Annotated in this window: 16 protein-coding genes; 11 read left to right on the top strand and 5 right to left on the bottom strand. The window is 65.0% G+C overall.

The window, feature by feature from the left end; all coding sequences use genetic code 11:
- Positions 1 to 44 precede the first annotated feature (44 nt).
- The 5 genes from IT350_06460 to IT350_06440 all read left to right on the top strand — a co-directional run bounded on the left by IT350_06460 (position 45) and on the right by IT350_06440 (position 9587).
- A complete protein-coding gene (locus IT350_06460; protein ID MCC6157678.1) occupies positions 45 to 2402 on the top strand; it encodes a hypothetical protein in 2358 nt (785 codons plus the stop codon).
- Between the two features lie 177 nt (positions 2403 to 2579).
- Positions 2580 to 4409, top strand: coding sequence for an acyl-CoA dehydrogenase (locus IT350_06455; protein ID MCC6157677.1), 1830 nt, complete (start codon positions 2580 to 2582; stop codon positions 4407 to 4409).
- Between the two features lie 112 nt (positions 4410 to 4521).
- Complete coding sequence (locus tag IT350_06450; GenBank protein MCC6157676.1) at positions 4522 to 5949, top strand: hypothetical protein; 1428 nt, start codon at positions 4522 to 4524, stop codon at positions 5947 to 5949.
- A 205-nt stretch (positions 5950 to 6154) separates the two neighbouring features.
- Complete coding sequence (locus tag IT350_06445; GenBank protein ID MCC6157675.1) at positions 6155 to 8254, top strand: methyl-accepting chemotaxis protein; 2100 nt, start codon at positions 6155 to 6157, stop codon at positions 8252 to 8254.
- A gap of 112 nt (positions 8255 to 8366) precedes the next feature.
- Positions 8367 to 9587, top strand: coding sequence for an alanine racemase (locus IT350_06440; protein MCC6157674.1), 1221 nt, complete (start codon positions 8367 to 8369; stop codon positions 9585 to 9587).
- Positions 9588 to 9589: 2 nt separating this feature from the next.
- Here the strand turns inward: IT350_06440 and IT350_06435 are convergent, their stop codons facing one another.
- On the bottom strand, positions 9590 to 10474 hold the full coding sequence (locus IT350_06435; protein ID MCC6157673.1) for a hypothetical protein: 885 nt from the start codon (positions 10472 to 10474) through the stop codon (positions 9590 to 9592).
- A gap of 241 nt (positions 10475 to 10715) precedes the next feature.
- Here IT350_06435 and IT350_06430 point away from each other — a divergent pair, with 241 nt between their 5' ends.
- The 3 genes from IT350_06430 (at position 10716) to IT350_06420 (ending at position 12809) form a co-directional block, all read left to right on the top strand.
- Positions 10716 to 11498 carry a type IV toxin-antitoxin system AbiEi family antitoxin gene (locus tag IT350_06430; protein ID MCC6157672.1) on the top strand — a complete coding sequence of 261 codons (783 nt, stop codon included), beginning with the start codon at positions 10716 to 10718 and terminating at the stop codon, positions 11496 to 11498.
- The gene (locus IT350_06425) at positions 11495 to 12313 is read left to right on the top strand and encodes a nucleotidyl transferase AbiEii/AbiGii toxin family protein (protein ID MCC6157671.1); all 819 of its coding nucleotides are present in this window, start codon (positions 11495 to 11497) and stop codon (positions 12311 to 12313) included. The genes IT350_06430 and IT350_06425 overlap by 4 nt, the downstream gene beginning before the upstream one ends.
- A 100-nt stretch (positions 12314 to 12413) precedes the next feature.
- A complete protein-coding gene (locus IT350_06420; GenBank protein ID MCC6157670.1) occupies positions 12414 to 12809 on the top strand; it encodes a VOC family protein in 396 nt (131 codons plus the stop codon).
- 10 nt (positions 12810 to 12819) lie between these two features.
- On the opposite strand, the gene IT350_06415 is transcribed toward IT350_06420, so the two are convergent.
- Positions 12820 to 14760, bottom strand: a complete 1941-nt coding sequence (locus IT350_06415; GenBank protein ID MCC6157669.1) for a sulfatase — start codon at positions 14758 to 14760, stop codon at positions 12820 to 12822.
- 115 nt (positions 14761 to 14875) lie between these two features.
- On the opposite strand from IT350_06415, the gene IT350_06410 reads away from it, so the two are divergent.
- Complete coding sequence (locus IT350_06410) at positions 14876 to 15028, top strand: hypothetical protein (protein MCC6157668.1); 153 nt, start codon at positions 14876 to 14878, stop codon at positions 15026 to 15028.
- A 67-nt stretch (positions 15029 to 15095) separates the two neighbouring features.
- Entirely contained in the window at positions 15096 to 17270 is a 2175-nt protein-coding gene (locus IT350_06405) for a hypothetical protein (protein MCC6157667.1), read from the top strand.
- Positions 17271 to 17323: 53 nt separating this feature from the next.
- Here IT350_06405 and IT350_06400 read toward each other — a convergent pair whose 3' ends face one another.
- Complete coding sequence (locus IT350_06400; GenBank protein ID MCC6157666.1) at positions 17324 to 17632, bottom strand: hypothetical protein; 309 nt, start codon at positions 17630 to 17632, stop codon at positions 17324 to 17326.
- Between the two features lie 579 nt (positions 17633 to 18211).
- Between IT350_06400 and IT350_06395 the strand changes: the two genes are divergently transcribed.
- The gene (locus IT350_06395) at positions 18212 to 19387 is read left to right on the top strand and encodes an LL-diaminopimelate aminotransferase (protein MCC6157665.1); all 1176 of its coding nucleotides are present in this window, start codon (positions 18212 to 18214) and stop codon (positions 19385 to 19387) included.
- 94 nt (positions 19388 to 19481) lie between these two features.
- Here the strand turns inward: IT350_06395 and IT350_06390 are convergent, their stop codons facing one another.
- Both IT350_06390 and IT350_06385 read right to left on the bottom strand, forming a co-directional pair.
- Entirely contained in the window at positions 19482 to 21176 is a 1695-nt protein-coding gene (locus IT350_06390) for a cation:proton antiporter (protein ID MCC6157664.1), read from the bottom strand.
- Positions 21176 to 22084, bottom strand: a complete 909-nt coding sequence (locus IT350_06385) for a universal stress protein (GenBank protein MCC6157663.1) — start codon at positions 22082 to 22084, stop codon at positions 21176 to 21178. The genes IT350_06390 and IT350_06385 overlap by 1 nt, the downstream gene beginning before the upstream one ends.
- Positions 22085 to 22335: the final 251 nt, after the last annotated feature.

Raw genomic sequence — 22335 nt, 5'->3', positions numbered from 1 at the left:
GTAATGACATGTATTTCGCGGCCAAGTCTTGGGATATTCGCGTCATGACGCTGCTTTTGGCCATTCTCGCGGCGTTCTCCGTTTGTGCGTGTCAGCAGGAAACCGATCCCGGCGACGACAATTCGGCCGCACCCGTTGACGCGGAAGATGATGACGATGATGCGTCGGCCGACGACGGAATTCGTGAGCACGACCCAGTGCCCTTCGCGCAGGATTCCGCGGTCGATCGCCCCGATCAGTCCCAGTCGTTTGGCGATCCTTGGTTCGATCACGAACCGACCGACTGCGGCGAAAGCGAGATCGTCACGCCCGGCGGATTCGCGACGGAGGAAGATGGACTGCATCGGGAACTGGTGGACGGCGGCATTTCCATGGACCTTGAGATGGTCTCAGACGTGGTGGTTGACGAAGACGGAAGCCCGACCGTCTGGGCGAACAAGGGCGGATTTCTAACGCGCTACACGGTGAGCGGCTCGTCCATCGAAGTCGCCGTATTCGCCTCCCGCATCAGCGGCAACCCCGCTGCGACCATCGACCGCGAACGGCGGACGCATGTGGTCTTTGCCGACAACCGGGCCGGAGTTCTCCATCATCTCGAAAACCGAAACGGGGAATGGATCCGAACGCCGGTGGACTGCGGCGAGAAGTTTTCCGCGGTGGATGTCGCGGTGGATTTCCTCGGTTCCGTGCATGTTTCCTATCGGCACACGATCGTCATCGACTTTGCACCGGACGATGCCCGGTTGTTTCACGCGGTGCGGTGGAATGGGATATGGCGCCGCACCCAATTCGACGAGGCCGAGGCCTACACCACATTCATGAAAGTGGACGAGCGACTTCGCGTGGGCATCATGACGCAGACCTACTACAGGACGACATTCCACCTTCGCGGTTCGGACGGAACGTGGAATCACGACGTGCTGGCCATGGGTGGGGGGGACTCGACCAACCCTCACGAGACCTATTCGTACAGCTATTCTCGGCCCCAGTTCGAGTTCAACGATCGGGACGAACTCGACTGGGTCGTCCATTTCTCGGAGTTCTGGTCCTCCTGGCCAGTTTTTTATGGAACATCCCGCGTTTTCTACAGCACCACCGACGACGTCCCGTACGGCGCGGAGCTCGACTTCGGCATGATGCTGGAACTCGGTTATCCCGCGTTCGGAGAGACGACCGACCGGACGCCCCACATTTTTTTCCGTTCCGGTCTGATGCTGAAACACCATTCGCGCGATGATGACTGGAGCGCCCGGACGATCGCGCTGGGCGGCGACAACCCCGCGCTGTTCATCGACGAAAACGAGCGCATGTATGTCAGCCACTACTCGACTTTGCAAAGCGCGCTCAAGGTGACCTACGGATCGGGACGGATTTGGCGCACGCGCCGGCTCGACCGCGTCACTCTCGCGGGCGATTCCGCGGTCGCGTTGATGGACCCAAACGGCGATCTCGTGGTGCTGCACACGTCCGACTTGCCGCCGGGGCTCATCGTGGACCGGCCATCCGGAGATTCTTGGCGGCATGAACTCGCGTTCGCAATCGTCAACCCCACGTTGGCCGACGAAGGCGCGGCGATCGACTCGAATGGTTCCATCCACGCGGTCATCTACAATCCGTCCGCCGGGGGGATGCAGTACGTATCGAACGCGGGCGGAACGTGGTTGACGGAGTCGGTCGGAGCCGGTTGGAGAGAGTGCGCGCTCGACGTGGACCCGGCGATCCGCGTTCACGTCGCGTGCGCTTCCTCCGGCGAGCTTCACTATATCCTTCGCGACGGCGGTGTCTGGACGGACGAGGCGATCGACATCGCCGCGTTCGGACTATCCAGCCCGTATTCTCCGCACATCGCGATCACGCCGGGCGGCGACGCGACGATTCTCTTCAACGGATTCCGGTCGCTGCCGACCGAACAGCGGGAGATGTGGGCCGTGGACAACGGATCGGGTTCCTGGCAGGGCGCGCCGGTCCGGGCGTCACTCGACTGGAATTCGCACTCCATGGACATCGCCACCGGACCGGACGGCGAGGTTCGCGCGGTCGTTTCGGATGCCGACGAACTTTGGATATATTCGCGCGACGTTGGCACATGGTCGTCGGTCGTGATCGCGATTCCGCCGGACGGAACCGACGTCGTTTCCGACGTTTCCGTCGCCGTGGACGGCGATGGAGCGAACCACGTGATCTACTGCGAGCATTGCGGCGATACGGGCGGCGGACCACTGCGTTACGTTTCGGATGCCTCGGGTGATTGGACCGACTCGATCGTGGAATCGTCTTACGGCGGCGACGCGGGACTGACGATCGGCGACGACGATCAGGTGCGTGTTGCATTCACGCGCAGCGGGAGCGTGTACCTCGCGACGTTCGCACCGGGGTGGTCCGCTTCCGACGCCGACGAGTGACAATCGATGCGCACCCGGATTCGCCTCTGACTGATCCCTCATTCACCCCTATCCCCGCGAATTGACAGGCGCTTTTGCGTTTGACAACATGCGTCATGCGACGCGCGGTCGTGCCTCGCGCGCGCGTTTTCGGGGTCTTCGACAACACCATTCAAATCGGAATCCGAGGGAGCGACCATGGGCTTCATCATCGACGAACGCGACATCCGTTTCTGCCTGTTCGAACAGCTCGACCTGCCGTCGGTGACGAGGTTTCCGCGCTACGCGGATCAGGACGAAGATCTGTACCGCATGATCCTCACCGAGGCGTTCAAGTTCGGCCGCGAGATCCTCGCGCCCACCAACGGTCCCTCCGATGAGGAAGGCTGCAAGATGGTGGACGGGCAGGTGAAAATGCCCTCGATGGTCCCCGCGCTCTATAAACAGTTTTGCGAGGCGGGCTGGAACTCGATCGCCCTGCCCGCGCGCTGGGGCGGCCAGGGCATGCCGAGCCTGCTCACCACTGCGGGGTCGGAGACGATGGTCGGCGCGAATTGTTCGTTCTGCATGACGACGGGACTCACCGCCGCCGCCGTGCGCATGATCGACGAATTCGGCACCGAGGAGATGCAGAAGCTCTATCTCGAGACCATGACGACAGGGCAGTGGTCGGGCACCATGTGCCTCACCGAACCCAATGTCGGCACCGACCTCGCCAGCACGCGCACCGTGGCGAAGCGCGCCGGCGACGGGACCTACCTGATCACCGGCACCAAGATGTTCATCACGTCGGGCGATCACGACCTGACCGAGAACATCATCCACCTCGTGCTCGCGCGCATCGAGGGGATGAAGGGCATCAAGGGCCTCGGCCTTTTCGTCGTGCCCAAGATCCTCGTCAACGCCGACGGCTCGCTCGGCGCGTCGAACGACGTGCTGTGCACAAAAATCGAGGAGAAGATGGGCATCCACGCCTCGGCGACGTGCATGCTCAACTTCGGCGACAACGGCGGCAGCCGCGGCTGGATCATCGGTGCGGAGGGCGACGGCATCCGCATGATGTTCCACATGATGAACGAGGCGCGCATCGGCGTCGGTCTGCAGGGCGTGGCGCTCGGCAACGCGGCGTATCAGCTCGCGCTCAAATACACGAAGGAGCGCGTGCAGGGCACGAGCGTGTTGCAAATGAAGAACCCCGACGCGGCGCAGGTGGCGATCATCGAGCACCCCGACGTGCGCCGCATGCTGATGGAGATGAAGGCTTACGGCGAAGGCTGCCGCGCGCTGGTGTACTGGGTCGCCAAGCTCGCCGACATCGCCGACAACAGCGAAGATCCCGAAGAAAAGCGCAAGCACCAGATGCTGATCGAGCTGCTCACGCCGATCGTGAAGGGCTATCCCACCGACCGCAGCTTCGAGATCGGCGGCACGGCGATCCAGGCGATGGGCGGCGTGGGCTACTGCCGCGAGTACGGCGTCGAGCAGTATTGCCGCGACGCGAAGATCAGCGCGATTTACGAGGGCACCAACGGCGTGCAGGCGCTCGATCTCGTGGGACGCAAGATGACCACGCAGGGCGGCGCGTACTACATGACTTATCTGGGCGATCTCGCCGCGTTTCTCGAAGACCCGTCGAGCCCGGCGCGGCTCGCGGACTGCGTCGCCGATCTCGGCGCCGCGCGCGACAAACTCGCGGCCATGTCGATGGAGTTCATGATGAAGTTCGCGAGCGACCCGCTGTTCCCGATCCTGTCGGCGACGCCCTTCGCCAAGGCGTTCGGCCACGTCGTGGTCGCCCACATGCTGCTTTGGCAGGCGCGCATCGCGCACGACAAACTCGAGGCGATCAAGGCGGACAAGGGCGTTGCGGACGAAAAAGCGCTCGCCGAATCGAACGACGACGCGGCGTTCTACCGCAACAAGATCCTCACGGCGCGGTTCTTCTGCAAGAACATTCTGCCCGACGTGGACGGCATCCACACGCGGGTGATGACCGGCGACGAGAGCTGTCTGGAGGCGATGCTCTAGCACGCACCCGGCGGCGATCGGCATCCTCAAATATCCACGGCGGCAAACTTGACGCGCGCGGCGCGATGGGGGGACAATGCCCCTTCGCAGCCGTTGCGGAGTCGAGATGCAATTGCGTTTGACCGTTGTGGTGATGTTATTCGTGGTCAGCGGAGTGGGACTCGCGGCCTCGTGTTCCTCGGTGGTCGACGAGCCGGAGATTCCGGGCGACGACGATGCCTCGGAGAAGCCCGAGTCGGGCCCGCCCGTGATCTGGGGCGGCACTTGGGAGGGCACGACCGGCGTCTGGCAGGCGGATTCGGGCACCGGCAAGGTCGAGGCGATTCTCGAAGCCCTCGTCCAGACCTTGTGGGTTGTCCCGGGCGAGCAGGCGTTCGTCATCGCGCGCACCGACGGGTCGGTCGTGTACCGTCCGAGGTCCGGCGACGCAATCGCGACCGAGGCGAGCACGAACGTTTTTCCCGCGCCCGCGGGTCGCCGGATGCTCTACATTCGCGACGGCGTGCTGTCCGAAACCGCTGTCGGCGGCGCGGGGTCGCGTCCCGTGGCGCTCGGAGCGATGTGGGCCGCGTATCGCCCGCAGATGGATCAGATCCTCTACGTCAAGGCCGACGGCGTTTATCTGGAGCCGCTCGTCGCAACGGCACCCGCCATGCCCGTCGTCGTGCCGCCCGGCACGATCGACACGTCGCTCGAGGACCCGGCGATGACCCCGGCCATTTCGCCCGACGGCAAGTACGCCGCGGTGCCCCTGCGCGTGCAGGCGAGCTCGGGTCTGCAGATCATGATGTACCTGATCGACCTCGAGGCGCGCGCCGAAATCACCTGGATCGCCAAGGGGACGAGCCCCGACTGGTCGCACACGGGCGGCCGCGTCGCCTACGTCAGCGACGGCCGCCTCTACACGTGGGAGGTCGGCACCGGCGCGAACACGCAGGCCGTGCTCGACACCGTGGACGCATCGGCCCGGCCGCGCTGGTCGGCGGACGACGCGGCGCTGCTCTACACCGTGCGCAAGGGCGGTCACGACACGCTGCGCGCCGCGCCCGTCGGCGGCGATAAATTCGTATCGGTGGTAAGCGGCAACGACGGCCTGATCGCCGGATTCGACCGGACGCACGACCCGCTGTGCGACGCGTCGAACGGCGCGCCGTCGGTGACGAGCGCGGTGGCGGTAATCGACGGCGTTGTCGCGACGTCGAACCCGGTCGAGGTTCCGGCCGGCGCGAGCTTGGCCGTGCGTCTCGTGGTCGCCGACACCGAATGCAACGTGCGTCGCGGGCTCGTCTTCGGCGAGACCGGCGGGGCGAAATCGACCATCGCGTGGGAGGTGCCCGACGGAGCGTGCGATGCCGGCGCGGACATCCCGCTGACCCTCGACGCGGCGGCGGGCGACGCGACATGGACATTCTCGGTCGAGGACGAATGCGGCGTCGAAGGCGCTGGAGCCGAGATCGCATTCACGTTCGCGGCGGGCGACGATGACACCGCGGACGACGACACGACCGACGATGATACGACGGATGACGACTCGATCTGATCCCGTCCTGCGCGAAAATCTCTTCATGTAATCGTCATCACGCAATCGTCGGATGATATTGCAGCGCCGCTCCCCCGCGCACCGATCAGTCACACGTCGAGAATGAACCGGGCTCCGTCCGGAACCTCTCGAGGGCCGCATTTCTCGCGGAAATTCCTGGTTTGGAAAGCGGCGGTTCGGCGCGCCGCACAGGGGAGGTATACGCATGACGCTCGGTAACATGACCATCGCGAAGAGAATCACGCTCGGTTTCGGGACCGTGATCGCGCTGCTGGCGCTGATCGCCGTCACGGCCTTTTTCGGGCTGACAAAAGCTGGAAGCGGGTTCACCGAGTATCGCGGCACCGCGATCGTCCGCAACGCTCTCGCCAGAGTCAATCAGGATCTGACGGAGGGCCGACTATTCGCGGTCGAATTCCTCTCGACGTCGGACGCCAAGCTCGTGGCGAAGTACGACGAACGGTACAAGGACGCGATCGAGGCCGCGGAAACGGCGCGCAAGCACCTCGATGCGCTCGGCGAATCCGAACTCGTCATCCGCGCGCGACGCGACTTGGACGGAATCGTCGGGGAGATGAAAGAGTTCGACGAGGCGTTCCGCAAGGCGGTGGCGTTGCAGGAAACGTCGGACTCGAACGTCAAGACGCTCTTCGAGGCCGGCCCGAAAATCGAAGCGGCGATCACGCGGCTGATCGACGGAAACCTGCTGACGGACCCCGCGGCGGTCACGACGGCGGCCAACGCACGGCGCGATCTTCTCAAGGGCCGAGTGAACATGCTGCGGTTCCTGAAAGACAACAACACCGAATCCGCAAGCGAAGCGCGCGCGATGATCGCCCAATTTCAGGCCGGCGTGAAAAAGATCGACGGCTTCGCGGCGGCGGGCGACGCCCGGAAACTGATGAGCGAAATTCGCGACAACGCGGAGGCCTACGAAAAATCCCGCGAAGCGAGCGAGAAGGCGATCCTCGAGCGCAACGCCGTCGTGAACGTCGCGCTGAAGGAACTCGGGCCCCGCATGAGCGGGCACATCGAAGAGGTGCGACAGGTCTTCATGGAGCGCCAGGACGCCCTGGGTCCGGCCGTGCTCGCGTCGAACCAGCGCGTGAAGTGGCTGAACGTGACGGTCTCGCTCGTCGCCTTCGTGATCGGCGTGGCGTTTGCACTCGTCATCGCCCGGTCGGTGGTGAAGCCCATCGTCGAGGCCAACGCCATGCTGGCGGATATCGCCGACGGCGAGGGCGACCTGACGCGCCGCCTGGACGTGAAGACGAAGGACGAGGTGGGCGCGCTCGCGACGAATTTCAACAAGTTCGTCGAGAAACTCCAGATTTCGATCCGCAAGGTCGCCGACAGCACGATGCAGCTCACGAGCCGCGCCGAGGATCTGTCGAGCGTGTCGGCCCAGCTCGCCGGAGGCGCCGAGGAAATGAGCCGCCAGACAGGCGTGGTGGCGAGCGCGTCGGAGCAGATTTCGAGCAGCGTCAACATGGTGCGCCGCGCCGCGGAGAACATGTCGGGCAACGTGACGACGATCGCCTCGTCGGTCGAGGAGATGTCGACGGGCATGAACACCATCGCCGCGGCGATGGAGGAAATGACCTCAACGCTGCAGGAAGTCTCGCGCAACACCAGCCGCGCCGCGACCGTGGCCGCCGACGCCAACACGCAGGCCGCGCGCACGGGCGAGCTGGTGAAGGCGCTCGAGGCCGCGTCGTTCGAGATCGGCAAGGTCGTCAACGTCATCAACGACATCGCCGATCAAACGAATCTGCTCGCGCTCAACGCCACCATCGAAGCGGCGAGCGCCGGCGAGGCGGGCAAAGGTTTCGCCGTGGTCGCGCACGAGGTCAAGGAACTCGCGAAGCAGACGGCCGTCGCCACGCAGGAGATCGACGAAAAGATCCGCGCCATGCAGACGCACACCCGCGACTCGGTCGACGCGGTCTCGCGCATCACCGAGTTCGTGAACGAGATGAACACGATCTCCGGCATGATCGCGGCCGCCGTGGAGCAGCAGACCGCGACCACGCGCGAAGTCGCCGTCTCCGTGCAGCAGGCCGCGACGGGCAGCACCAGCGTCTCGGCGTCGGTGCAGCAGCTTTCCGTGAGCCTCGAAAGCGAAGTCGTGCGCGCCGTGGTCGAGTCCGCTTCCGGCGTGGGCGAGGTGTCGCGCAACATCCAGGGCGTGGACACCGCGGCGCGCGAAACCGCGCAGGGCGCGGCGACCACGCGGCGCGTGTCGGACAACATGTCGGCGCTCGCGGACGAACTGCGCGGCATCGTGGGCCAGTTCCGCGTGTAGCGCAATTTTCGAGCGATAAAAACGGATCGGGCCGGTTCGCGCCGGCCCGTTTTCTTTCCCTTTCCCTCTTTCCGTTTGCGTTCGTAGAATGACGTCGTTCCACGGAGAACGCGTGCTTCAAACCGGCCGGCTCGAATATTCCGACTGGATTCGCTCCCTCGAAGGCGTAGCCCTGCCCGCCGCGCTCGTCGATCTCGACGCGCTCGAGCGCAACGCCGATCGCATCGCCGCGCCCGTGCGGGCGAGCGGCAAGCGGCTTCGCCTCGCGACCAAATCGCTGCGTTGCGTTCGGGTTGCTTCGCATCTGCGAGAACGACTGGAAGACATCTACGGCGGCCTCATGTGCCTCACCGTCGCCGAGGCCGCCTTTCTCGCCGATCGCGGTTTCGACGATCTGCTGATTGCGTATCCCACAATGCAGCGCGCCGACCTAGTGGCGCTCGCCGCGCTCACGCGCGCGGGCCGCACCGTGCGCTTGGTGGTGGACAGCGCCGAACATGTGCGCGCGATGAGCGATGTCTCGCACGCCGAAGGCGTCACGCTGCGCGCGGTGATCGACATCGACATGTCGTATCGACCGTTCGGCACGGCGACGCATCTGGGCGTTCGGCGCAGCCCCATCCGCACGGGGGCCGAGGCGATCGCGATCGCGCGCGAGGCCCAGCGGGCGGGCGGCGTGATCGTCGACGCACTGATGGGCTACGAGGCGCAGGTCGCGGGCATGGGCGAGGCGAGCCCCTTCACGCCGCTGACGAACCCGGTGAAAGCATGGATCAAGCGCCGGTCGATTCCCGATGTCGCTTCGCGGCGCGCGCGTATCGCGTCGGAGCTTCGCGCGGCGGGCGTGAACGTCGCGCTCTTCAACGGCGGCGGCACGGGAAGCCTCGCGACGACCAGCAACGAGGACGTCGTCACCGAGGTCACGGCGGGCAGCGGATTTTTCTGTCCGCACCTGTTCGACTACTACGCCGGAACCCGGCTCGAACCCGCCGCGTTTTTCGCGCTTCAAATCGTTCGTTTTCCCGCGCCTGGCATCGTCACCTGTCAGGGCGGCGGCTACGTCGCCAGCGGCGAGGCCGGGCGCGACCGTCTGCCGGTGCCGCATTTGCCGCGGGGCTTATCGCTGCTCGGCGTCGAGGGCGCGGGCGAAACGCAGACCCCCTTGCGTTGGCCGGCGTCGGCGGGGGAGGCGCGGCTCGGCGCGCCGGTGATTTTCCGGCACGCCAAGGCCGGGGAATTGATGGAGCGTTTCAACGAGATCGTGCTCGTGCGCGGCGGCCGCGTGGTCGATCGCGTGCCGACCTATCGCGGCGAAGGTTTCGCGTTCCTATAACGTCACGGCACGTAGACGCAAAGATTCACGAGCTTGTTGCTCATGTTGCCTTCGCCATCCGTGGCTTCGACGTCGACGCAGTTGTCGTCGCCCCACGGGACGATGGACGTGAAATCGACCGTGATGCCCACGGTGAGCGGCGAGCCGCAGTTCGGCGCGCTGGGCGCCCCGCCGCCGAATTCGTCCCAAAAGACGTCGTCCACGATCGCGGGCTCCGAGGTTCCGGTGAACCAGATGAAGATCTGCCCGCCGGACAGGTCGTCGTCCACATCGCAAACCTGCCATGAGAGCGTGCTGACGATGTCGCCCGAGCCGTCGTCGACCGCGGGATCAGGATCCCACCCGCCGCCGGAGAGAACGGGAGCCGAACCCGAGCTGTCGTCGTCCGCATCGTCATCGGCATCGTCGTCCGAGTCGTCGTCGCTGTCGTCGTCGTCATCGTCCGCGTCGTCATCATCCGAATCGTCGTCGTCATCCGATGCGTCATCGTCGGCGTCATCGTCGACCGGTCCGCCGCAGTCCGCGAGGTCGGCTCCCAGCGAGTCCTGGCACGGCGTAATCCCGGCGGGGTCGTGCGTATCGCAGTCGAACCCGTCGATCACGCATCCGAGAAAGTCGCGCAGCGCTTTGTCGTAGCACGGGCCGAGATCGAGATATTGGTCGAGGAAATCGCAGTAATTCGCGGCGGCCGACGCCTCTGAGAGGTCGTAGCATTCGGCGAAGAACTCGGCGCAGGCTTCCATGATCTCGCCGCCGAGCGTACCGTCTCCCTGGTAATCGTCGTCATCATCATCGCCGCTGCCGCCGCTCTCGCACGCCGCGATCGCCAGAGCCGCCGCGAAAAACACCGCCGCGCCGAACGCCGTCCACGAAGACACCCATTTCATCTCGTCACCCGTCGGGAGGTTCGCCCCAAGTCGAGTTATTTTAGCACACCACACGCCCGCCGGGGCGATCGGGCGTCGCCACGCCCGAAAATTCCCCGTGAAACGCCGCCGCCGGGAAATCGAACATCGACTCCCGCTATGCCTCGGACACCTTCTCCGCTCCATACATCCCTGTCGATTTCACTTGCAAAAGGAAGCGTCTTTCGTTACCTTTTGCGAGTGATCTATCGGGAGACTGTTCGTGGACCTCGCCAAACACATTGACGAACTTGCTTCCCAGGGGCGTTACCACGTCACCACCGTGGAGGTCCGCGACGCCTTGGGGATATCCATCGTGGCCGCAAGAGCCGCCCTTCGGCGGCTCCGCGCCAAGGGGGCCATCGCAATGCCTTTCAACGGGTTCCACGTCATCGTGCCGCCGGAGTACCGGCGCATTGGGTGTCTCCCGGCCGACCAGTTCGTGCCACAACTCATGAATCATCTCGGCCTCGACTATTACGTCGGTCTCCTCAGCGCCGCCGAGTACCACGGCGCCGCCCACCACCGCCCGCAGACATTTCAGGTCATCGTCGCGATCAACCGCCGACCCATCGAATGCGGCGATGTTCGGGTTCGTTTTTTCGCCCGGCGCAACGTGCAGGAGATCCCGACGATCGCGAAAAACACACCGAGAGGGATCGTGAGGATTTCCACCCCCGAGGCCACCGCGTTCGATCTCGTGGGGTACGCCGAACGTGCGGGCGGAATGGATCACGTCGCCACCGTCCTGACGGAACTCGTGGAGGCGATCAACGCGGACGAACTGGCTCACCTCGCTCCATTGTCCCCGGTGTCGTGGTCCCAGCGGCTCGGCCATCTCCTGGAGATCGTCGGCGCCGAGAACCTGGTCGGTCCTTTGGCCGAATACGTTGCCGAGAACGCTCGCCAGACCATTCCGCTGAATCCGAAGCGTCGTTCGGACGACGGGGATCGTAACGTCCGCTGGAAGCTGCAAGTCAACGACACCGTGGAGCCGGAACAATGATCCCGTTCGACGACATTACGCAGTGGCGGACGCAAGCGCGGTGGACGCAGGACCTCCAGGTTGAGCAGGATATGGTCATCACCCGCACCGTGATCGAGATGTTCGACCGCCCGGAGATCGCCAAGGCGCTCGCCTTTCGCGGCGGAACCGCGCTCTACAAGCTTCACATCAAACCCGCGCCTCGCTACTCGGAAGACATCGACCTCGTGCAGGTGGAACCCGGATCGATCGGCGACACGCTCACCGCCGTGCGCGCGGTGCTGGACCCCTGGCTTGGCTCGCCGAAGCGTTCGTTCAACGAGGGTCGCGTGATCCTGATCTACCGGATGACCAGCGAGGGAGCGCCGGCCATACCCATGAGGCTCAAGGTGGAGATCAACACCCGCGAACACTTCACCGTCTTTGGCTTCGAGGAACGTACACTGGAAATGCAATCGCGGTGGTTCTCCGGCGCGGCACCCATCAGGACGTATGCGCTCGACGAGTTGCTCGGCACCAAGCTGCGTGCCCTGTACCAACGCAAGAAGAGCCGGGACCTGTTCGACTTGTGGATTGCCGGCAAGCATGGCAGCGGCGATCCCGCGCGCATCGTGGAGTGTTTCCGGCGGTATCTGGAACACGACGGCGCGCACGTATCCCGCGCGGAATTCGAGATGAACCTGCACGAGAAGTACGGCGATTCGGTGTTCGCCAAGGACATTGCGCCGCTCTTGGCGACCGGCGTCGAGTGGGACACCGCAAGCGCCGAGGAGTACATCCGGCGCGAGGTCATGCCGCTGCTGCCGGGCGAGCCGTGGAAGGGAACACCAGGATAAGGCGCGAATCGCGAACTCACGTCACGGCGCAAACGGCACGGCCATGGACGCGCGGCGCGATTTCGGGTTCGATATGTGTTCCCGCAAAAGGAGGAGCGACATGTCGCACGTGACGGGATTCGGCGGGGTGTTCTTCAAGTCGAAGAACCCCGAGGCGATTCGGGATTGGTACGTCGAGCATTTGGGACTGCCCAAGAGCCCCGACGGATTCGTGGTCTTTCGCTGGCGCGAGGGCGGCGACGGGGAAGAACCCGGATCGATGGCCTCGACCGTGTGGTCGCCGTTTCCCGCGGACACCACCTACTTCGAACCCAGCCCCGCGCCGTTCATGATCAACTTCCGCGTGCGCGACCTCGACGCCGCGCTCGCCGATCTGCGGGCCAAGGGCGTGTGGGTGGACGAACGCATCGAGGACAGCGAGCTGGGGCGCTTCGGGTGGATTCTCGACCCGGACGGCAACCGCATCGAACTGTGGCAACCGCCCGAGGGGTATTGAGCCCGTCGCTTTACTGAATGTAACCGAGGCTCTTGAGGACCTCGATCGTCTGCGGGTCGAGCCGCTGCGTCTTCGCGTCCGTCGCGACCTCGGCCGCGGCGCGAAATGCGGATTCGAGTGCCTGCTCCAAATCGGGAGCTGCGCCCTTGGCGTAGATGTCGTTCGCCTCGCCCGGGTCCCCGGCGAGGTCGAAGAGCTGGTAGCCGTGCTCGGCTTCCATGTGAACCTTTTGATATCGCGCCGGCGACAATAGCTTGAAGGCGGGCGTGCGCGCGCCGAACCGCAACGGGCCGAAGGTTCGCGTTTCGGAAACGACCGTGGCCGCGGTCGAATGCTGGGCTACGAGGACCGGCGCGCCGGTCGCCTCGTCGCACGCCGGCGCTGCCCCATCCTTCGTCGCCGCGTCGAGCAGCATCGACGCCAGCGCGGCCTGCGCGATCTGACCGGCCGCAATCGTCGAACCGCCGCACGCATTGCCCGGCGCCTTGACGATGAACGGAACGCGCACCAGTTCTTCGTAAAGCGTCACCGAGTGCCCCATCCCGCCGTGCTCGAAAAACTCTTCGCCGTGATCCGAGACCACAAAGATCCAGGCGCGATCGTAGATTTTGGACTTTCTGAGCTCCGTGAAAAACAGACCGAGCACGTGATCGACGTAGAGCACCCCCTCGTCGTACCGATTCACCACGGTCGGCATCCGCGTCTGCCGCCGCGTCTCGACCCACTTGGCGAAATCGAAAAAGTTCCCTTCCTGCTTGCTCTGCATGTACTCGTCGACCGGCCCAAAACGGCCCAGGAACGGCGGCGGCGGGGTGTAGGGGTAGTGCACGTCGAACACGTGCAGAAACAGGAAGTTCGGCGTCTTCGGATCGGTGATCAGCCACCGTCGGAGGCGGTCCGCGGCCAGCTGCGCGTCGAGGGAGACATTGAATTCATACTTGTCGAATCCCGACGCGAATCCGTAGGTCGGCGCGAGCAGCGTGGAGGTCACGACCGCGCCGGTCCGGTATCCCCGGTTCTTGAGAATCTCGGCGACCAGCGGTGAGCGTTTGGCCAGCCGGGCGTTGTGAGCCGTGAGGCCATGCTGCGCGGGGGAAAGCCCGGTGAGCATGGTGGCGTGCGTCGGCAGGGTCCACGGCGACACGGCGATGAACTGCTGCGCGACCGCGCCGTCGCGCGCGAGGTCCTCCAGGTTGGGCGTGGTCGGCCGTTCGTATCCGTATACCGACATATGGTCGCGACGCAGGGTGTCGATCGAGATCAGGATGATCGGCGGCAGATCGCTCTTGGTTCGCGGGGGCGACACGACGGCGATGGTCGCGATGGTGGCGCCGATAAACGCGGACGCCGCCCACGCGAGAACAGGTTTTCCCCGGGTCGGCATTGAGGGCGTTGCGGGCGCGGACCGACGAAAGATCCGGGACTCGAGCAGCGCGATGGGAAACGCGGCCAGCGTCGCGCCCATCCCCACCACGCTGATGGTTTTCAAGCGAACAGGGAGCGTGGCCTGAACGAAATTCGCGACACCAAGCAGCACGATTCCGAACCAGACGCCCACCGCCTCGCCGGTATACGCGGCGCTGTCAGCGAGCGCTTTCCACGCGGGAAACCGCCGGGCCATCGCGATGAATGCGACGAGCGCGCCGAACAGCACGAGCAGCCCGAACGTGCGGCGCTCCCGGTTCACGTCGCGGCACGCCGCGTGCAGCGCGATTCTGAGCAGCCCCGCCCACACGCCGATTGTGAGCCCGGTCGCGAGGGCCGGGCCGAGCGAGCGCACAAGCGCGAAACGCGCCGCGATCGGCAGGGCGCGGTCGAGCAGACCACGCGAGGAGATTTCCGCGAGCCCCGCGAACCACCCGATCGCCGCGATCGGCGCGGCGACGAGAACCGCCGTGCGTGCGAAACGGCCGAGCGATGCGCGCACGGCGGGCGAGCTCAGGAACGACATGGGGGCAAGTTGAGACATGACGGGCGAGACTAACAAAACGGCGAAGCGGTCACAACGCGGACGGCGATTTGCGAACGGGGATCATGGCGAAAGCGGATGGCCGGTGGTAATAAGGGTGATCGAGTCCCGCTGGTTTGCGTTCGAGATCGTGATCGACGTGCTCAGATCTCTCGCCTTGGCCGCGTCGTGTGGCGACGATGACGCCGACGGCGACTGCACGGCGTTCTCGGATGCCGAGGCGGGTTGCTGGGAGGTCGCGGGCTGCTGATCGCGGCCGACGATCGCACGGGACGGGCCATCGCCCGTCCCGTTTTTCCATGGAGATGCCCGAGCGCATGAATCCCCGCCGAGAACGCGCACTTCTCTTTTTCGGCAGCGTGGCCACGCTGTTTCTCGAACTGCTGCTCATTCGCTGGATCTCCACCGAGGTCCGCGTCTTCGCCTACTTCAAGAACCTCGCCCTGATCGCCGCGTTCCTCGGGCTCGGGCTCGGATTCGCCACGGCGGCAAGGCCGCGCGGACTCCCGGCGACCATCGGCGCGTTCGTCGCCCTCGTGGTGTTCGTAAGCCCGCCGTTCGTGACGGACGAAAATCTGCCCGCCCGATTTCTGATGCGCCATCTCGCGTTCGACGACTTTTTCATGTGGGACATGGCGCGCTCGGCCCCGGCCCTGACGCGCGTGGCGGCCGGAATCGCGCTGCTCGTGATTCTGTTCGGTCTAATTGTCGTGTTTTTCGTGCCGCTCGGTCGCTTGCTCGGGCGGCTGATGGAAAATCCCCACGAACGCCTGCTGCGTTATTCGCTCAACATCGGCGGCAGCATCGCGGGGGTGTGGCTGTTTTCTCTCGTGTCGTTCGCGTCGCTGCCGCCCGCCGCGTGGCTCGGACTCGGCGCGCTGATGCTCGTGCCGATCGCATGGCCCGATCGACGCGAGACCGTCGCCGCCCTCGCCGCGGGCGTTGTTGCGGTCTTCTGCCTGACGGCGACGCACCCCGCCGAACCCGTGACGATGAACGCGGCCGAGGGGGTGACCGCGCGCTCCGGCGATCGTCCGCGCGTGTCGTGGAGCCCGTACCAGAAGCTGTCTCTGCGCACCTTTCGCATCCCCGACGAGGACGAGGACCTCACGTTCCGCGTCCTCGAGGTCAACAACACCTTCTATCAGTTCCTGTTCGATCTCTCGCCGGAGTTCATCCGCCGGCACGCCGCCATTTTTCGCGCCGACGAAAAGACGCTCTCGTACGACTTCTACAATCTGCCCTACCGGTTCGTGCCCAATCCCCGGCGCGTTCTCATCGTCGGCGCCGGCACCGGCAATGACACGGCCGCAGCGCTTCGCAACACCTCGGCGCGCATTGACGCGGTCGAGATCGACCCCGACATCTTCGCGCTCGGCAAGGAATTGCACCCCGAACGACCGTACGCCAACCCTCGCGTGACGGTCGTGGTCGATGACGCCCGCGCCCATTTCCAGCGCACGCGGGAAACTTACGACATGATCCTCTTCGGCCTGCTCGACGCGCACACGCTCTCGTCGAACTACTCGAACATCAGCCTCGACAATTACGTCTACACCGTGGACAGCTTTCGCGCGGCGGCGTCGCATCTCGCGCCCGGCGGGTTGCTCGTCGTGTCGATCGGGTTCTCCGACTGGATCGGCGGACGCATCGCCGCGAGCCTCGCCGAGGTCTTCGGGAATCCCCCGCTCGCCTTCCGGAGCGTGAACCCGGTTTATCGCGGCACCACGGGCGCGGTCCTGATCGGCGGAACGACGAAGCAGTTCTTCGACATTCTCTCCGCGGACGAAACGTTGCGCGCGCGCGTCGCGGGTCGCATGCTCGACCTGCCGAAGGACGTGACGCCGACGACCGACGATTGGCCGTACATGTGGCTGCGCACGCGTGGCATCCCCACGCTGCACGCGATCGTCACCGTCGTGCTCGCCGCGCTCTCCGTGATCGGCGTGCGCGCGGCGATGGGCGGGGTTGCGCGCATCGACGGATCGTTCTTTTTCCTCGGCGCGGCATTCCTGCTGATGGAAGTGCATCTCATCAGTAAAATGATGCTGCTGTTCGGTTCGACGTGGATCGTCAACGCCGTCGTCATCACCGGCGTGCTGGCGATGGCGCTCGCCGCCAACGGCTTCGTGATTCGTCGCCGCCCCGCGAATCTGTCGCCGTACTTCGCGATGCTCGCTGTCGGACTGGTCGTCGCCTGGGCCGTTTCGCCGGAGCGCTGGCTCGGCTTCGGCTGGCTCGCGCGCGGTTTCGCGGCCGGCGCGTTCTATACGTTCCCGCTGTTTTTCGCGGGCGTCATTATCGCGACCAAACTCGATCGCTGCGAGTCTGTCGCGAGTGCCCTGGGATCGAATCTGCTCGGCGCGATTCTGGGCGGTCTCGCCGAGACGCTCTCATTCGTCACCGGCATCCGCGCGCTGACCCTCGTCGCGCTCGCCCTGTATCTCGCGGCCTGGTTTTTCCACGCGCGTCGGAAGAGCGCCTTCGCATGAAACATGAAGGCCGCCCGTCATGAGCGGCCTTCGTTCGGACGACGGTGGTCAGGTCAGTGCGTCGAATTCTTGAACGCGCGCGCTTTCATCTTGTCCTTCTGCTGACCGTCCACCTTCAGCATCCGCACGTCGAAGTGCGGCGCGGAAGTGACCATGCGCCGATCCGCGCGCGACGGGCTGCTGTAGCGGTCGATCGCGCTGCCGAAGCGCGAGCGGTCGAGTTTCATCCGCGACGCGGAGAATCCCCGCGCGACCTTCACCTCGTCTCCACTCGTGGAGACCGTCGCGACCGTGCCCGCGCCGACCGCGAGAGACGCGGCCACGAACGCCGCCAGCACCACCATTCCGATGACCTTCTTCATCACATTCCTCCCTGGCCGCGACCATTCGCGCCGTATCGATGGTTTTTACTCGCACCCGACCGGGGTGCAATATTATCCGATGGTTAGTGCATAATTGCATATTAGGTCGTGACTCGCGGCTGCGCCGCGCGGAGAGCATGACGACCGTCCGACGGGCGTGTCGAGGCGACGACACGAGTGCCAAACTCATAACTGTATAACCGTTTAAACGGTTATACAGTTATGATTGGCCTTGTCGATCCGTGATTCGACCTGTGTCGGAAATCCCCGAGCATCCCGGTCGTGAGACGGCGGCGTCGCATTCTCTGTGGTGGGTCAGTTTAACGCATGCGATGTCATTCCGAGCGATCCGCTGAAGCGGAAGCGAGGCGGAGAGTCGAGGAATCCCTTTCAACTTCGCGAAACAAAGCGATTCCTCCGCTCCGCTTCGCTCCGGTCGGAATGGCCATCGTATCGCTCCGCGCAAACTGACCAACTACCGGATTTTCGCGGCTCGTGACACGGCAGCGTCTTTTCGGTAAACAACGCCCTCGCCGAATATTCACCACGCGAATTCGCGTTCACGAACGGGAACGAACCATGCCGCGCATCGAACTCGCCGACCGCATCCGCAACCTGCCGCCCTATCCCTTCGCCGCGATCGACAAGGCCCGCGCGAAGGCGAAGGCCGAAGGCAAGGACATCATCAGCCTCGGCATCGGCGATCCCGACCTGCCGACGCCCGCGTTTATCGTCGAAGCGGCGCGCGAGGCCGCGCGCGACCCGCGCACGCACCGCTACCCCGACTACACCGGGCGACTCGATTATCGGGAGGCGGCGGCGCGTTACATGAAAAAGCGATTCGGCGCTTCGTTCGACGCGGCGACCGAGGTGCTCGCGCTGATCGGCAGCAAGGAAGGCATCGCGCATATCCCGCTCGCGTACATCAACCCTGGCGACCTGGCGCTCGTGCCGAACCCCGGTTACCCCGTTTATGCGGTCGCGACCGCTTTTTGCGGCGGCATCGTGCACGACATGCCGCTGGCCGCGGAGCGCAATTTCACCCCCGACCTCGCCGCCATTCCCACCGAGTGGGCGCGTCGCGCGAAGCTGATGTTCCTCAACTACCCGAATAACCCCACGGGCGCGGTCGTGAGCGCGGCGTTTCTGCGCGAGGCGGTGGCGTTCTGCCGCGAGTTCGACATCCTGCTCGTGTACGACAACGCGTATTCGGAACTCGCGTTCGAGGGCTACCGGCCCATGTCGATCTTCGAAATCGACGGCGCGAGAGAGATCGCCATCGAAATGCACAGCCTCTCCAAATCGTTCAACATGACCGGCTGGCGCATCGGCTGGGCGTGCGGCGACGCGGCTTACGTGGGCGGGCTCGGCCAGGTGAAGACGAACGTCGATTCCGGCGCGTTCGACGCCATCCAGATCGCGGGGATCGCCGCGCTCGATCGCCACGATGACCCGATCGTGCTCGCGAATTACGAAATCTATGGCCACCGCCGCCGCGTGTGCGAGGCGCGCCTCGGCGAAATGGGCATCGAGTTTCTCAAGAGCCCCGCGACGTTCTACGTCTGGTGCCGCGTGCCCACCGACGAGACGAGTGCCGCATTCGTGTCGCGCGTTTTGGAGACGACGGGCGTGGTCTTCACGCCGGGCACGGCCTTCGGCCGCGCGGGCGAAGGTTGGTTCCGCATCGCGCTGACCGTGGACGAGCCGCGAATGATCGAGGCGCTGGACCGCGTGAGAATATTGCTGGGGAAGTGAGGGACCCTCACCCGGACTCGCTTCGCTCGTCTCCCCTCTCCCGCCGGACGGGAGAGGGGTCGGGGGTGAGGGCGGAAACGGGGACTTGAACCCCTTACCCCGGGACCTCCCGCTTGATGACCGCGAGAAACTCGGTGTAACCCGCCGCGCGCGCCATGCGCTCCACCAGCGCGGCGTTCGCGAAGGTCGCCGCGATGTCGGCGAGGATTTCGAGCTGGCTCTGGTGATCGTTTTCCGGGGTGACAATCAGAAAGATCAACGTCGCGGGTTTGCCGTCGGACGCGTCGAAGTCAATCCCGGGCTGCGCGCGCCCGACCGCCACCACCGGCGAACGCAGTCCCGGCACCCGTGCGTGCGGCACGGCGATTCCGCCCGGCAACCCCGTCGACGCCGTCTGCTCGCGGTCGAGCACGCGTCGCGTGAGGTCGTCGACATTCAAGTTCGCGGCGAGTCCCGCGAGGCGACAGAGCTGCGCGATCGCTTCCTCGCGGTCCGACGAATCGAGCGAAGTAGCAAACGTTTTCGACGTCAGATAATCGTGGAAACGCACCCGTCGCTTGAGGCGCAGGATCGACTGCATGAGCGTGCCCGAAGTCATCGAGGTGACGAGGGCGATGATGACGAGGGCGACGAACAGATGCTCGCCGATGATACCGTGACGCAGAGCGAGCAGACCCAGGATGATCTCCATCGCCCCGCGCGCGTTCATCGCGACGCCGACGGCGAGCGACTCGCGCGGCGCCAGACCGCTCCAGCGCGCGCCGATCGTTCCGCCGCCCACCATGCCGATCGTTCCCACGGCGAGAACCACCAGCGTGAGCACGGGATCGAAACTGGCGACAAAATCGACCTTGAGGCCGATACTGGCGAAAAAGATGGGCGCGAAAATAAATCCGACGAAATTCTCGAGCATCGTGCGTGTCTGCGCGCGCAGGTGGACCGAATCGCCGAGCGCGATGCCGAAAATGAACGCGCCGAAGATGGCGTGGATGCCGATCCACTCGGTGAATGCGGCGCAGGCGAGCGCGCCGGCCAGCGCGAATCCGAGGACCCCGCCCGGATAAGTGGCATGAGCCTGCAACCAGGGCAGCACGCGGTGAAACGCCATGCGCCCGAACGTCAGCATGATCGACGCAAACAGAATCGTGAGCGTCACCGTCGTTCCGACGCTCATCTGCGCGCCGGCCGCGCCCGACAGGCTGAGCACGACCGCGAACAGATTCCAGCCGACGAGGTCGAGAAGAATCGCCGAAGACACGATAATCATCCCGACATCGGACCGGAAAATGTTGAGGTCGATGAGAATCTTGATGACCACGGGAAGCGCGGTGATCGAGAGCGCCGTGCCGAAAAACAGGGCGAACACGAGAGGATTCGTGTCGCCTTCCGCTCCGACCAATTGCGGAACGGCGCGGGCCAGGACGAATCCGATGGAGAACGGAATCAACATGCCGGTGAGACCGACCCGAAGCGCCGAACGCCCCTGCCTCCACACGGTGGACAGATCCACCTCGAACCCGGCGGTCAATAGAAACAGGACGATGGCGACCGTCGTGAACGCCTCGAATGCCGCGGGAAATCCACCCGTGCTCGGAAAAAGCCACGTACTCACGCCCGGCGCAAGGCGACCCAGCACGGTGGGGCCGAGCAGAATGCCCGCGAGAATCTCGCCCATCACGGTCGGTTGACGCACGCGAACGGCGATCTCTCCCAGGAGCCGCGCCGTGGCCAGAAGCACGGCGAGCGCAAAGAAGAATCGAACGAGTTCGTCGTGCGTCAAACTGGCCATCACGAGCCCTCTTGTGACGTGCCGTCTTTCGACGCGGATTCGGGTTCGCGATAGAACAACACGGCGCAGGGCAAGCGCTCGAGCACGTTTTCGGCGCTGTGGTGAAAAAATCGGTCCCAGAAATTGAGGCGACGGCGCGGCAGCGGAAAGATCGTCAAATCGGCTTCAACGCGCAGCGCGTACTCCACCATCTCCATGCCGTAGCGGCCTTCGAGACACGCCGCCTCGGTGACGAGCCCCGTCGTGTCGACGCCGGCGAGCAACTCCGTGAGTTCCAGCCGGGCCTGCGTCGCCCAGAGACGCTGCGTCTCGGGGTCCACCGCCGTTTCGCCCGACGACTCGGCGACGCGCGACACGAGCGGGTCGAACTCGCGCACCAGATGCAGATATTTCGCGCCCGTCGCCTGTGCAAACGCCGCCGCGAAGCGCACGAGCCCGTCGCCGTCGTCGGACTCCCCCGAGCCCGTCGAGGGGTCGCCGATGCCCACGACCACGCGGCCCGACAGCGACCCCTCACGGCTCGGTTCGGTGATCAGCAGCGCGCTGCACGGCGCGAGCCGGGCGATGCGCCGCGCCACCGATCCGCGCAGCCCTTCGAGGAAACCCTCTTTTTCGAGCGCGCCCGCGACGATCAGATCCGCGCCCGCGTCGCGGCCGGCGTCGCAGATCACCTCGGCGGGATCGCCGGAACGGATCTCGAAGGGCGGCGGTGTGTCACCCGCGATGCGCGCGAGCACCTGTGCGACGCGCTCGCGCCGGTCGGCATCATCCGCGCCGACGTGCACGAACGAGAGCGCCGCGCCGAAACGCCGCGCCAGCTCGATCGCCTCGCCGGCCACGGCCTCGGCGCGCGGCGACAGGGCGATACTGGCGAGAATGCGCCTGACGGGACGCGGATCGTCGGACACCGGCTCCCTCCCCGGAAAACGCGAAACGTGAACGATCCTTGTAGGGACAAGGTTCGGGCGATGTCAAATCCGCAACACGAACAGGGCCTACGTCATGAAACCGGGTCAAGGGTCTTTCTCTTTTTTTTGCGCCGTGGAAGTGTAGTATATAGTACTACACTGGAGGACGGCATGGGTGCTAGGGAATTGATGGCGCGAAGGACGCGGATTCTTGAGGAATTGGCCCAACTGACGCAGATGCGCCGAGGCAG

The organism is Deltaproteobacteria bacterium (assembly GCA_020845895.1).
Lineage (GTDB): Bacteria > Lernaellota > Lernaellaia > JACKCT01 > JACKCT01 > JADLEX01.
This window is presented reverse-complemented; position numbering and strand designations above follow the sequence as displayed.